The following is a 13,524-nucleotide window of genomic DNA, read 5'->3' as shown; positions in this document are numbered from 1 at the left end:
TTTATTGTACCAAAAAAAATGTTAGCGACTCCACTTTGACCTTTTTCGAGCGTTCAAATACATTTTTTTCCTTGAAATATGCTACTATAATTATAGAAGAAAAAATTTTCTTCGCCTCGTTTATCGAGGATCACTCCAGGGCGTAGCATGTTTGGGGAAGCGGCTGCGTCCGTATTTTTTTGACAAAGCCAAGTAATTTTGTTTTAATTACTATAATAATTACTGAAACGAGGGATCATGCCATTGAAAAACTAAGCGACTGTTGGAAGCTGCAAACCGATCTAGAATTGACTTATGTTGATGGGATCAGTGGGCAGATTTTCAGGACTGGCTTAGGTTTTCAACGGATGGTCTTTTTTTGTCGGTTTGCGGTCGCAATTCGCTGAGCGCAAGCAGGCATTCAATCAATTCGCGCATTTAGTGACTACGCAGTTTAACAGAGGAATCGGTGCAGGAAAATAAAGTTGATTTCCGACCCTAGAAGAAAGCATTCTTCTTTCCTAAGCGAGCTGCCAGCTTCTCAACTATTTCCGCAAACGACTATCAAACTCCTACTCCTTTCCTGAAAATGGGGAGGATTTTTTTGTTCCCTGGTGGAACAGGAGGAGGAATTTTTATGTCTACAATTAAAATTACACAGTTAACGTTTGGTTTTGATAAACAAGTAGAACCCTTGTTTGACAAAGCCAATTTAACCATCGATAGCAGTTGGAAATTAGGGTTAGTCGGCCGCAACGGTCGTGGAAAAACGACATTGTTGCAGTTACTATTAGGAAACTACCCGTATCAAGGAGAGATTCAGTTTCCTTTACACCCTATTTATTTTCCCACCGCGATTGAAGAGGCCGAACAGTTAACCTATTACGCCTTGCAAGAAGCGGCCGATTTTGAATTATGGAAGCTCGAACGGGAAATGAATTTGATCCATTTAGACCCGCAAGTCTTGTGGCAGCCTTATCAGACACTCTCGGGCGGCGAACAAACAAAAGTCTTACTGTCTTTGCTTTTTACTCAGGAAAATTTCTTTCCTTTGATCGATGAGCCGACCAATCATCTCGATCTGCAAGGACGGCAGCATGTGGCGGAATACTTGAACCAAAAGGACGGCTTTATTATCGTCAGCCACGACCGCCAATTTCTAAATCAGGTGACCGACCATACCCTCGCGATTGAAAAAAGTCAGCTCGTTCTTTATCAAGGAAATTTCGCAACCTATGAAGAACAAAAGGCGTTGCGAGATGAATTTGAACTGGCTCAAAATAGAAAAATAAAAAAAGAAGTCAGCCGCTTGAAAAAAACGGCGGCTGAAAAAGCGGAATGGTCTCGTTCACGAGAAAAAGATAAATACGGAAAATCTACAGAAAAAGGCAGCGGCGGCATTTTTGATACTGGAGCTATCGGCGCACGTGCTGCACGTACCATGAAGCGTTCAAAAAACATCGAACAACGAATGTACGATCAAATCGAAGCAAAAGAAGGCCTCTTGAAGGATTTGGAAGATGTCGACCGCTTAACGATGCATTACCAAGCCAGCCGACACACGCAACTATTAAAGGTAGAAGATTTGAGTTTGTCCTATCCTGATCACGACGCGCTATTTTCACCTCTTTCTCTTGAGCTAAGGCGTGGTGAGATCGTTGCCTTGACCGGTCCCAATGGCATTGGAAAATCCAGTGTTCTTCATTACCTGTTGGGAACTTTTTCAGGCGAAGCGAAGGGAATATGCCTTCACCCAGAAATAAAAATCAGTTATGTTCGACAGAATTACGAAAACAATCGTGGGACCCTGCAAGATTTTGCGGAGGCCCATCGGCTGGATTACTCTGCCTTCTTGAACAACTTGCGAAAACTAGGCATGGCACGAAATGTGTTTCAAAATCGAATTGAGGAAATGAGTATGGGCCAACGTAAAAAAGTCGAGCTGGCCAAATCCCTCGCGCAAGAGGCAGAGCTGTATATCTGGGATGAACCACTAAACTACCTCGACGTCTTTAATCAAAAACAACTGGAGGACCTCTTATTGCAAGTGAAGCCTACGATGCTGATCGTAGAACACGACCAAACATTTTTGGAAAACATCCACGCCCAGCAGCAACCTCTGAAAAAATAAAACGAACCGGCCGAGTTTTCCTCAGCCGGTTCGTTTTATTCTTGTCTCTGATTTAAAAAATTGCATCGATCCAACAAGCTTGAATCTCCCAGATTCCCCCTTGGATATCTTCAAATGGCAAGCATTTCATTTCTTTGATCGCTTGATCATACTGAAAAAGCTTTTGCCAGCTGCGCACCAATTCTGCTTTCAGATGCGGATAAAAACCAGTGGTGTACACGTCGCCTTCATAACGAATCCTATATTTTTTTAACTGAGCAGCATAGGCCGCTTGCTCTTCAAGCGTGCCCAATAATCGCAAATTCAAAATTTTATTCCAATCAGACATACGGAAAAAAACGATTTTTTCAATTGGAACACGTAATTTAATTATTTGTGAGTCCAGCGAATGATTGACATATTTCGCATCTAAAAACGTCCAGATCGCAGACTCTGCTGCTGGCGGTCGCTCAACGATCTGTGCGGCGTGCTGACGATACCACCCATAGGCTTGCAGGAATACTTGTGAAGTCTCCCCATACTTTTCCTTTATATACGCATTTTTAACTAAATGCCTGCCCGATTCGAGTAGGTTCGCAACAACCTCTTGGCTTTGAGACGTGTACAGTGTTACCTTATTATCTTCGTAATCCATTCCTTGCGAATTTCCCATATCGTCCCCACTTTCCTCTCTCCTAACACACTAGTGTCGTCGAAAAGGCGGTCATGGCTTTGTTCGATTTTTCGTTTGATATTGGGATAAAACGGTGTCATAAAGGCAGTCACATCATCAATTCCATACGTATTCAGCATTCTGGCATGGTCCTTTTGATCCGCTAAATCTTTAGGGATATACAAATGATTGACGATATTGCCCCACTTCAACAGATCAACAATGAGCAGCTGCTCTTCCTCCAGTTCGACCTCTAAAATAACATTCCCTTCACTGTTCGCGATCCTTTCTTCTTTCGAAAGGGAGACCCAGATCGGGTATTTTGCATCGATGGGCGGCGGAACAATCTTTGAAGCTCTATGAAAATACCATTCATACACACCAAGGTACAACGGTGCATAGTCTTCCATTTTCTTCTGAATATAGCTTTTTTGCGCCAGAAAACGCCCTGTTTGGTCTAGCACCTGCAAAATGCCTTCATGCTGTTTCGTCCAAACCTTTACTTTATTTGCCATGTCTCCTCCTTAGATTGAAAGAGACAAAAAATCGGTTTCTCTTAACAATCCAAACAAAAATTTTTCTCTTCATTTGGCAACGTAGCTCTGACATAATCTTGAATATGCGTGTGGAACGCGCGGACCACGGATGGCAGTTCGTTTTTCCGTAAAACCTCTACAAAAGCCAAGTGTTCCTCCGATTTTTTTTCAAGGATTCCTAAAGAGGACAGGTCTTCATTCATTGCGATAAGCAATTGATAGTATAGACTTTCTAAAATCTGCGCCCGTCTGACGCTCCCTGACAATTGCCAGATGTATCTATGAAACGACAAATCAAGCGTATTGAACAAAAAGACTTTGTCCTCTTCATTGCGGCAACGCTCTTCGCCATCTTTCATTTCTAAAGCAATTTCCGTTAGTTTCTGAAAATGTGATTCCTTGATCATTTGATTCCGCAAAATTTTACGTAAAATTTGCGTTTCAAGAGAAGTTCGGATCTCAAACACTTCCATGATCTCTGCTGGTCCCATTTCAATCACGTGGTTTCCCTTACGAGGGGAAAACGTGATCAATCCTTGCTCATTTAAAATGCGCATCGCTTCTCTCACAGGCGCACGACTAATATTGAAGTTATTCGAAATGTCTGTCTCAATCAAACGGTCGCCGCCTTTTAATGTGCCCGACAAGATTCTGTTTTTCACATACGACACGACCATGTCGCTTAAACTTTGCTTTTCGTATCTAGGCATAATATCCATAAATGAATCAGCATCCCTTCTGATATATCTTATTAATTATATCAGAAAGCCTTTACTAAGTCTCTTGTCGTTCGGGATTTGATTGTTTTTGCCTTTTATTACAACCATCCCTCCGCACTCGTTTACGGAAAATGAGCAAAGTAAAATTGTGCCTGTATTCACATGAACAGTTAGATCATTCTATTGATTCAGGCTTTTCTAGCAGCAAGGCTTTAAACAAACAAGCCGCACATAACAGCATGATCACCGTCAAGGGGAGCGCCGCTACGATCGAACACGTTTGTAGCGCATCCAATCCGCCTGTCATCAGCAAAACTAAGGCCAACATCGCCTGAATGACACCCCACAAAATCTTTTTATCGTTTCCGGGGTTCAAGTCGCCCTCCGATGAGAACATTGATAGAACAAAAATACCGGAATTGGCCGATGTAATGAAGAAGGTACACAATAGGCAAATCGCGATAATAGAAAAGAGCATGCCTAATGGGTATTCAGCAAAAACAACAAAAAGAGCCGTTTCTGTGACCTCTTTTGCTTTGTTAATGATCTCAATGTCTAAATGAAGGCCAAGACTGCCAAAAATCGAGAACCAAATAAACGACACCATTGAAGGAGCGATGATGACGCCCAAAACAAACTCTTTGATGGTTCTTCCTTTTGAGATTCTAGCGATGAACGTTCCAACAAACGGCCCCCAGGCGATCCACCACGACCAATAAAAAATCGTCCACGATCCGAGCCACGCATTGTCCCCGAAAGGATTGATTGAAAAGCTTTCTGACACGATCGTATTGATATAGCCGCCAAATGAGTTCGTAAAAATATTCAAAGCCATGATTTTAGGCCCTACCAAAAATGCGCCGAGCAAAATCGCAATCGCTAAAAACAAATTAATATCTGATAACAGCTTGATTCCTTTATCGATCCCGCTGACTGCGGTCCACGTATAGACAATGGTCAGCGCGACGATGATCACTATCTGAACCAACCTCGTCGTTGGAATATCAAATAGGTAGTTCAGCCCTGAATTTATCTGCAAGGTTCCTTGTCCCAACGATGTAGCGATTCCCGCTACGGTCGCAAAAACTGCACAAATATCAATGAGTTTACCAATAGGTCCTCTCACGCCTTTTTCTCCTAGAATCGGTAAAAAAATACTGCTGATCAGTCCAGGCGTATTTTTTCTAAATTGAAAATAGGCCAGTGCCATTCCAATGATCGAATAGGCTGCCCACGGATGAAATCCCCAGTGTAAAAAGGATTTTTGCATCGCCATATCTGCTGCTTTTTCCGTACCGCCAAAAGTCGTAAAATGATTCAGCGGTTCCGCAACACCCCAGAAAACCAATCCGATCCCCATTCCTGCACCAAATAACATCGCAAACCACGAGCGGTTGCTATATTCTGGAACCGAATCATCTGGTCCAAGCTTTATTTTCCCAAAACGACTAAAAGCAATAAGTAACGAGAAGATGACAAAAACAAACATCGCGATCAAATAAAACCAGCCAAACGTATCCACCAAAAAAGCTTTTGTGCTATTCATCGCTTGCGCAAATGGGTCTGGAGCAATCAAGCCGATCAGTACGATTATCCCAGTAATCAACAGCGAAACATAAAAAACGATATTTTTTTTCATCTGTAGGTCTCCTCTTCTCTTTAAAGTTTTTTTATTAGCCGAACCGCGGATTGGCGGTTCGTCCGTGTGTACAAATTAAACTTTCACTTCAAAAAGTCGAGGTTCTTCGATCTCTGTCGACAGAGCGTCCAATGCGACCCCTACTCGATGGTAACGCAGGCGATGTTGAACTTCTTTTGGTGTCGCAGGGTCTCCCAATGGGTACGGGATTGAGATCGTTGGCACGATTCGATTGACGCCCACGGTTCGAGCAACTGGGATCAAGTTCGCCATTTGAACGATCGTGATTCCTGCTTTTTCAATTTCTCTGGTCATCGTTGCACCGCAACGAGTACAGGTGCCTCAGGTGGAGGTTAAAATAACAGCTTTAACGCCATCTTCGATCAGTTCCTCTGCAATCTCTTGTCCCATCCGACTTGCTTCAGCTTGAGTCGTTCCTGTGCCGACAGTCGCATAAAAATAAGGATATACGCCGCCAATTTTGCCTTCTTCTGCGTACTCTTTCAATACATCTAATGGCAGGACAACATTTGGGTCATCATTGGCTGCGGCTGGATCGAATCCCGCATGGATCGTCATAAATTCACCTTTTCTCAGGCTATCCATCGATTCCACATTGTATTTCCCCCATTTTGTTGCCGATGCCGATTGAATACGATCCGGATTGCCAACGGGAACGATCCCGCCTGACGTAACGAGAGCAACTTTCAGTTTTGTCAATTCTTCGGCAGAAATAGCTGGAGCGATAGGAGCTCTCTCAGATTTTGGAATAACCAATTCAGAGTGATACGCTTCCCCATTCACCTTCTTCAGCAACATATCCATAACACGATCCGTCGCAGGAACTGGCGGGTCCAACCAAATTTGGTCGCGAACACCGCGCCCAAAATACCCTTCTCCTTCTGCCGAATAAAGTGTCTCTCCATATAATAAACGCAAAGCAAACGCGCTTATCTTCGCTACATCTTTACGCATCGCCGCAGCACTAGCACCGCCTTGAAAGATGTACATTTCTTTACGGTACATTTCTACGCCCGGATTCTCCTCGTTCATTGACGTGATTGCGGGTACACCGAATTTCTTTTGAACAGCAGAACAAATATGCCCGCAGGCAGCCCCGTAACGTCCCGCTCGAAACGCTGGTCCCGCAAAGAAAATATCAAATTCTTTATCATCTAGAAATTCCAATATTCGTTTGATTGCTTCATCGGTTTCCGAACCCATAAAGTTATCCCCGCAAATAATCGTGTGGGTGATCTCTACTTCGTCCTTCAACGCCTTAGCGTAAGCCATACCCGGACCGACGATTCCCTCTCTTATTTCCGGCTCATGACCAGCAAATTCTTCCCCGCCGATTTGTCCGAAAAATTGATTGATATATAAAATCGCTTTCATATTTTCCCTCCTAATTCCTACTTAACTACTAGACGTGTCTATTCTCTTGTTAGAATTCCACCATCGTCTTTGTTGACCAGCCCACTACTTGATCGCCGCAGAACATGGCATTATTTTCCATAATAATAGAACCGTCCGGCTTCACAGACGCACCAAGAATCTCATCATTTGACCAGCCTCCAGAAAGTCCGTCCCGCGCCAAAGCTTCCAATTCACCTAACACGGTTTCCATCGGCGGTAATTCGATCAATGTCGAGACGTTTCCAGCAGAGACGATCGCGTCGCATTTTTCATCCATTGATACCAGCGGTTGGCTCGCGCCGTCGCGTCCAGTACATTCATTGGTCAATCCGACAGTCTTGATGCCCGCATCCTCCAATGCCACATAGCACGCTGTAAAATCAGCATCAGGATTGCCATAACCTTCCTCGGCAACGATTGCACTGTCTGCGCCCAAGCTTTTCGCCAGTTGTGCAACAAAAAGTGCTGCGCGTTCCTTTTGCTCTAAAGCAACGTTTAGATTCGACATAATGATTCCCAGAAAGTTGATTGATTGTCCGTGCTCTTCATACAAGCGTTTGATCATCGGAAAATTTTGGAAATCATAGGTCGACCATTTCGATGAACATGGCATAAATGATCCTGAAATCATCGCGCCATCCAGCACTTCATTCGGATGCATAAGCGTTGGGAGCATCCAGTTGCAATTCCAGCCGTAATTTAAGTCGTTGTACCCATCATCTTCCATTTGAGACTGCGGTTGCAGAACAAAGACAACACTTGGCAATTTAGCTACAGCCTCATCACGCTTCGTTATTGGGTCCAAGGCATAGGTTTCTACCTCATCCGATTTCAACCCTTTCGTACAAGCACCGATATACTCAGCTAAACGCATTCCTGCCCAGCGCAAAGCATGGTTTTTCTTTTGCTGTTCGTGATGCTCAAATGTTTCATCTGTATCGGCTACTAATACTACATTTTTGAGTTGAGAGTAATACGTATATTTCGCGCCCTCGCCACTCATGTCGATCAGTCCGTCTTGAAAGCCGCCCCAATGTTTGCCGACAGCTAGCACGCTCATTCCCTTCAACGCATGGGTTACACCGTCTCCTGCCTGCATCAGTTTTCCTGTCACTCCCGGAAATACAGGACCACCACCGACGCGATACCGTGGTTCAACTGCCTCTTTTACTGGAACGATCCGAACGTGATCTCCCGGGTTAACGATGTGCAATTCTGCCTCCGTGATGTGTTCATCCTCAAACACAACGTCTAACGCTTCTTTTTTATTTATTGTCAAGAGACCATTCGTGTAGGTTGTTTTCTCACCGAATTGAATCTCATTAACATGAAAATTTGCGATATTCAATTTCATGTTTCTTGCTCCTTTCCCATTCCCAGGAATCGGTTTTTAGAAAAAATCATTTGATTTGCGATTCCTGTACCCTTTTAGCCATGAATATGATTTTCCAGATATTGAACTTACTTTCCGATATAGCCTGCCTCTGCTAAAAATATTTTTGCTTCAGAAAGGTTCTTTTCAGCGATCATCACTACTGGACCTGTACAGCCCATCCCGCTTTCAGCGTATATGTTTTTCTTCCATAAATGCTGTACAGCTTCTTCTAGATCTAAAATTTCTACACCATGGATTTCTTCTGTGACGATCTCCTTTTCTGGAGGAACTGCTTCTTCTTGAAGACTTTCTTTTTGCGGCTGTGCTTCCTTTAACAGCTTGCTTAAAGAAGCTTGTTCGAGCTTAATGAACTCTGATTCCTGAATTTTTTTGAAATTTCCGCGAACCAATTCATCCGCAAATTCGATCGCACCACGAACGACCGGCGCACCTGAAGCTCTTGAAACGATCATAATCAATTTATCCATGCCTTTTCCAACGCCCGGACCATAGCCGAAACCTAACGATTCATAATTTCCGCCTGTAGTATAGGAAGAAAATATTTTTTGCAAGACGTTTCCGGTTAATGAATCCATTACCATAACATCACAGGTTCCGTTGAGAACATCGTTGCCTCGCATGATCGCACCACCTTCGCTGCGGCTGGAATCTGCAAAATGAATCGGATAGCCGTTTTCTGCCAAACGTTTCAACACGATCTCCGCTTGGCGAGCGCCATCAAGGTTCAATAGACCGACTGTCGGCGCTGCAATACCGCAAGCCTTGGCTGTAATGATGCCATATAACGCATTCAGCACCAGTGCTTCCACGCGTGTCAACGCAGATGTTCCAGTCGTTGTCGCAAGGTACATTTGTCTGCCTTTTGCAGGCGTGATGACTCTGCCAACAGTAGACACTCCAATAGGGAAAGGATAATGCATCGTGACTCCTGCATCCGCAAGTCCTTTTGTTAACAGCTCCTCGAGCCTCTGATGGCCTTCCTCTGAATCAGAAACCAAAACCGTCTCAACCCCTGAATAGTCTACGGTTTTCGTACCGATTACTTTTATTGAAATCCCTTTGTCTGCGGCCATTTTCGCCGCTTCAATCAGCTCAGACTCATCGTGTTCGCTTCCTAGAGCAGTTAAGGCGACTGTTGAAGTAGTTTTTCGCCCCGTTTCCAAGGTGTCCGCAAGCTCTTGAAACACCTTTGCAATGAGTTGATCGGTTTCTTTTCCTGCCATAAACTATTCCTCAAGCTTTCCAGCAAGATGATTGGCAAAATCTCGTAAAGATCCCGCGATCATTTGCTTGATTTGATCTTCAGAAATTGTTTCTTCTTGTTTGCCGCTATTTTTTTGCATGACAAAAGAGATCCCATCAAACAAATTTGTCATTCTCCCTAGGAAAAGACTCCCTTTCCCGACAAACATTGCTCGATTGATACCATCTGCTAACATATTCTCTCTTGCAAAACCTAAATAAGGAATCCCTGAAGGAATGTGTCCTTGCGTTGGTGCCCACCCGACCATACCGTGCTGTTTCACGAAATCAGGCAACTCCGCTTTTTGGATTTGTCCCTTCATTACTGCCAATGCGCCGATCATTTTATAATTTGCTTCCGGCACGTTCCCAGCCCCCGCCGGTTTTGTAATATCTGGATTTTGCATCTCTACAGAGTATTTATCGATATCTGTTAGTTTTAATCCAGCGTTTTCCAAAGGGATACTCGTCAATGACGAAATCACCTTCTGAGGTGACGCTCCTGTTCCAACCGTGTGCCGACCAACGATGTCGATATTCAATTCTGGATTGATCCCATCGTTTTTAGAGATCAATACCGCAAAGCTTGCCACACAATCTTCTAAAATCGGCAGACCTTTGTTCAAATGATCTTTTCCGTTCATGCCAAGCTTGGCAGTTGATCCGCCAGCAGCAACGATAACATTTTTGAAAACACCGGATTTAACCAAGGAAGCTGCTTGGATCAGTGCATGCGTAGGTCCAGCACAAAAACCACGGACATCGCTGCCTGTCGCATTTTCCAGGCCTGCCATTTCCGCTGCTGCTTTTGCAAAATTCCCGCCGCCTCGTTGGTTCATATCTCCGCAGGCTTCTTCTGAACATTCCAATACATACTCGATCTCATTTTTATCAACGCCCGTTTGTTCTAGCAAATGTAAAATCGCGATCGTACAGGAGGCTTTTGAGACTAAGTTCTCAAAAATGACATGCGCAAATAAGGTATCATCTAAATTATGAGCGGCTTTTACACAACCAACCGTGTCTCCATTAAAATAGATTGGTTCCGCCTTTTCATTCTTGATGAACCCGTCAATATCTTCCTTTGTTACTTTTTCCGAGAGCTTTTCTAAGATTTGTTCATCCAATAAAGGATGCTTATCCAATTTACTTTTTACTGATTGACTAAAACGATCTTCTAACTTAACCAAGTCAAAGACATCGACATATTTCATCATGCCGATAAACTCCTCTTCAGGCATGATTTCGCCGAAATTCCCTTGTCGTTTGTTTTCAGCTTTTTTATCATACCAAGGGGTCTCGAATACTTCGAGTTCTTCTGGTGTCATATTGCCAATATAGACTTGATTCGGTGGATAGGATACACAAGTGTCATAGTCCCGCAAGTGTTCGCTTATGTTTTTTAAGTATTCTGAATCAGGATCAATTTTTCTTTGAAGTGTTTGAGTAGTACCATTGTGTACTACCATATCTGGGGTATGGGCAAGAAAATAGCTCGACCCTTTCAATACGCTATACAATAGAAACATCCTTTCTTTTCACAATTTTGGAATGATACTGAACAAGTCAATGTCCAGTATCATAAAAAGCTGCACATCAAACTTATTCACCTATTTGACTTCGAATGGAAGCCATTTCGTCAACGATATCGTCAACATCTAGTACCATTTCCATCATGCCAACTTGTTCCTCGTACAGCTCAGAGTCGATCGTTTCTTTCATTTCTGGTTCAACGATATGATATACGTCAAGTCCTAACTGGACTCCCGCTAATGGACCGGCATACGTAGGGTCTCCTAAGGTTACAGTTTCGGCTGCTAATCCAGCAGCTTCACCTTCTGCCGCACCAAGAACAACAACAATATTCTCAGCACCGAATTCCTCTGTAAATTCCTTTACCCTCTTTTGATTTTCCAGATCCATTGCGCCCGCGGCCGTTCAGACAAAGCATTCTGTAGATGAGAATACGACATCTGCGCCTAGTGGTGTCACACATTCTTCAATGGCTTGACCAGGAACGCCGTCTCTGTCGCCGAGGATGATAACTTTTTTGTCTTTCAGCAACATAATGATTCCTCCTTGTTTTTTTATATTATTTAATCGGTGTGACCCGTTAAATATACTTTTGAATCATTGCTTCTACACTTTCTGGCGTCGCATCGTCTTTTACCAGTTCTTCAACTTTTTTTCCATCCTGATATATGGCGATCGCCGGGATACCCAGAATTTTTTGCCCGATCGCTACTCTTCTCGCTTTCGCAGTATCCAGCTTTGCGAAGGGCATCTTATCGCTGTATTTCGCATCCAGCGCCTCGATACTCGGCATCAGAGCCTGACAGGGTTCACAGGTTTCTGAAAAGAAATCCACGAGCATCGTCCCTTCACTTTGCACTACTTCTGTTTCAAAATTCTTTTTGTCTAAAACTTTCATTGGTTCATTACCCCTTACCCTTATGATGTAGCTGTCTCTCCTGATAAAAGACAGCTCAGATGGTTCCTTCAAGAAAAATTTTAGTGATGCAGATACTTCTCAATTGCGACGGCTGCTGTGGCCCCATCACCACTAGCGGTCACCACTTGGCGAACATTCTTCACACGCACATCGCCTGCTGCGTAAACACCGGGAACATTTGTTGCCATTTTTTCATCGGTTTTAATATAGCCGTTCTCCATGTCAATCATGTTTTCAAAGAGTTTCGATTGGGGTAAATAGCCAATAAAACTGAAAACACCGATCAACCCGTCTTCTTCGTCAGCGTCAAAACGAGTGGTCTCATTGGTTTGGGTATTGCGGATCGTAATAGACTCGACGATCCCATCCCCATCTAAACGTTCCACGATCGAATGATAAATGTAGTGAATCTTGTCATTGGCCATCACTTGTTCGATCGCGATCGCGTCTGCTGTTAGTTCCGCTAAGTTTTGGATAATCGTTACTTTTCGAGCAAATGTGGCTAAGAAAAGTGCTTCTTCTACGGCCGAATTTCCCCCACCGATAACAAATACCTCCATATCTTCGAAAAAGGCAGCGTCGCATGTCGCACAATAAGAAAGACCTTTCCCCATAAACTCCTTTTCATTCTCGCAACCGATCGGACGGGGAAATGCTCCTGAAGCAATAATGACCGAACGGCCATGGTATTCTTCCTTTTTCCCTTTAAGAACCTTTACTTCGCTGGAAAGCTCAACATCAACAATCGTGTCTGCTGCTCTCTCAACGCCAAAAGAGGCCACCCGCTCAGACATACGCTGAATCAGCGAACGCCCTGATTCTTCTTCGAGACTTCCTGGGTAGTTCTCGATCTCGGAAGTCAAAATAATCTGTCCGCCATCCTTTCCTTTTTCGATCAATAACGTTTTTAGCCTTGCTCGACCAGCATAAATAGCTGCTGACAAGCCCGCTGGTCCTGCACCGATGATGATAACGTCATACACTTGCATACCTATCCCCCATTCTTTTTTATAACCTACGATGAACAATCATCGTGATTTACGAAATGACTCTTTTTCTGCTCCTTTGTAAAAAAACGTAGACTCTCTATTGAGAGAATTTCATCGCCTTATAATTGTGAAATAAAAAACTAACTATGTGCAGCACGTATGCTCGATTTATCGTTATGTATTTCGCTGATCAACGTCGATTGTCGACAAACGACTATTTGTACAAAAACTATTCTATCAGTATTGGAAGCGCTAATCAATGTATTTTTAATCCAAATTTTTCGTTATTTATTTGGTAGAAATGACGATTTATTTTGTTGTCTTATTGTCTATTTTTAATTTAGAAACTCGATTTTGTTACATAATTCACTTT

At 43.4% G+C, this 13,524-nt stretch carries 12 protein-coding genes; 1 reads left to right on the top strand and 11 read right to left on the bottom strand.

Going from position 1 to position 13,524, the window contains the following annotated elements; all coding sequences use genetic code 11:
- The first annotated feature begins 616 nt into the window (after nt 1-616).
- Nucleotides 617-2,110 (top strand): ribosomal protection-like ABC-F family protein, encoded by a 1,494-nt coding sequence (abc-f, locus tag IGI66_RS14155; RefSeq protein WP_438849333.1) that lies wholly within the window; start codon nt 617-619, stop codon nt 2,108-2,110.
- A gap of 52 nt (nt 2,111-2,162) precedes the next feature.
- On the opposite strand, the gene IGI66_RS14150 is transcribed toward abc-f, so the two are convergent.
- The 11 genes from IGI66_RS14150 to trxB all read right to left on the bottom strand — a co-directional run bounded on the left by IGI66_RS14150 (nt 2,163) and on the right by trxB (nt 13,151).
- Entirely contained in the window at nt 2,163-2,762 is a 600-nt protein-coding gene (locus tag IGI66_RS14150) for a DUF3841 domain-containing protein (RefSeq protein ID WP_438849332.1), read from the bottom strand.
- On the bottom strand, nt 2,720-3,277 hold the full coding sequence (locus IGI66_RS14145; RefSeq protein ID WP_438849331.1) for a DUF3841 domain-containing protein: 558 nt from the start codon (nt 3,275-3,277) through the stop codon (nt 2,720-2,722). The genes IGI66_RS14150 and IGI66_RS14145 overlap by 43 nt, the downstream gene beginning before the upstream one ends.
- A gap of 41 nt (nt 3,278-3,318) precedes the next feature.
- Nucleotides 3,319-4,017 (bottom strand): GntR family transcriptional regulator, encoded by a 699-nt coding sequence (locus IGI66_RS14140; protein ID WP_316406053.1) that lies wholly within the window; start codon nt 4,015-4,017, stop codon nt 3,319-3,321.
- 175 nt (nt 4,018-4,192) lie between these two features.
- Nucleotides 4,193-5,656, bottom strand: coding sequence for a BCCT family transporter (locus tag IGI66_RS14135; protein ID WP_438849330.1), 1,464 nt, complete (start codon nt 5,654-5,656; stop codon nt 4,193-4,195).
- Nucleotides 5,657-5,731: 75 nt separating this feature from the next.
- Nucleotides 5,732-7,051 (bottom strand): betaine reductase selenoprotein B, encoded by a 1,320-nt coding sequence (grdH, locus tag IGI66_RS14130; protein WP_438849329.1) that lies wholly within the window; start codon nt 7,049-7,051, stop codon nt 5,732-5,734.
- Between the two features lie 49 nt (nt 7,052-7,100).
- A complete protein-coding gene (locus IGI66_RS14125; protein WP_438849328.1) occupies nt 7,101-8,426 on the bottom strand; it encodes a glycine/sarcosine/betaine reductase component B subunit in 1,326 nt (441 codons plus the stop codon).
- Between the two features lie 107 nt (nt 8,427-8,533).
- On the bottom strand, nt 8,534-9,691 hold the full coding sequence (gene grdD, locus IGI66_RS14120) for a glycine/sarcosine/betaine reductase complex component C subunit alpha (RefSeq protein ID WP_438849327.1): 1,158 nt from the start codon (nt 9,689-9,691) through the stop codon (nt 8,534-8,536).
- Nucleotides 9,692-9,694: 3 nt separating this feature from the next.
- The gene (gene grdC / locus IGI66_RS14115; RefSeq protein WP_438849326.1) at nt 9,695-11,230 is read right to left on the bottom strand and encodes a glycine/sarcosine/betaine reductase complex component C subunit beta; all 1,536 of its coding nucleotides are present in this window, start codon (nt 11,228-11,230) and stop codon (nt 9,695-9,697) included.
- Nucleotides 11,231-11,312: 82 nt separating this feature from the next.
- Nucleotides 11,313-11,777, bottom strand: a complete 465-nt coding sequence (gene grdA, locus IGI66_RS14110; RefSeq protein ID WP_086305222.1) for a glycine/sarcosine/betaine reductase complex selenoprotein A — start codon at nt 11,775-11,777, stop codon at nt 11,313-11,315.
- Between the two features lie 46 nt (nt 11,778-11,823).
- Entirely contained in the window at nt 11,824-12,141 is a 318-nt protein-coding gene (trxA, locus tag IGI66_RS14105) for a thioredoxin TrxA (protein WP_010778953.1), read from the bottom strand.
- Nucleotides 12,142-12,221: 80 nt separating this feature from the next.
- Complete coding sequence (gene trxB / locus IGI66_RS14100) at nt 12,222-13,151, bottom strand: thioredoxin-disulfide reductase (RefSeq protein ID WP_301516699.1); 930 nt, start codon at nt 13,149-13,151, stop codon at nt 12,222-12,224.
- Nucleotides 13,152-13,524 lie beyond the last annotated feature (373 nt).

The organism is Enterococcus sp. AZ048, from assembly GCF_051715125.1.
GTDB classification, from domain to species: Bacteria; Bacillota; Bacilli; order Lactobacillales; family Enterococcaceae; genus Enterococcus_A; species Enterococcus_A gilvus.
The sequence above is the reverse complement of the archived record's forward strand: the minus strand, read 5'-3'. Positions and strand labels throughout refer to the sequence as shown.

Coding starts and splice junctions, on each gene's coding strand:
- trxB (WP_301516699.1), bottom strand. CDS start 13,151: ATGCAAGTGTATGACGTTATCATCATCGGTGCAGGACCAGCGGGCTTG.
- grdD (WP_438849327.1), bottom strand. CDS start 9,691: ATGGCAGGAAAAGAAACCGATCAACTCATTGCAAAGGTGTTTCAAGAG.
- IGI66_RS14135 (WP_438849330.1), bottom strand. CDS start 5,656: ATGAAAAAAAATATCGTTTTTTATGTTTCGCTGTTGATTACTGGGATA.
- abc-f (WP_438849333.1), top strand. CDS start 617: ATGTCTACAATTAAAATTACACAGTTAACGTTTGGTTTTGATAAACAA.
- IGI66_RS14150 (WP_438849332.1), bottom strand. CDS start 2,762: ATGGGAAATTCGCAAGGAATGGATTACGAAGATAATAAGGTAACACTG.
- IGI66_RS14145 (WP_438849331.1), bottom strand. CDS start 3,277: ATGGCAAATAAAGTAAAGGTTTGGACGAAACAGCATGAAGGCATTTTG.
- trxA (WP_010778953.1), bottom strand. CDS start 12,141: ATGAAAGTTTTAGACAAAAAGAATTTTGAAACAGAAGTAGTGCAAAGT.
- IGI66_RS14140 (WP_316406053.1), bottom strand. CDS start 4,017: ATGGATATTATGCCTAGATACGAAAAGCAAAGTTTAAGCGACATGGTC.
- IGI66_RS14125 (WP_438849328.1), bottom strand. CDS start 8,426: ATGAAATTGAATATCGCAAATTTTCATGTTAATGAGATTCAATTCGGT.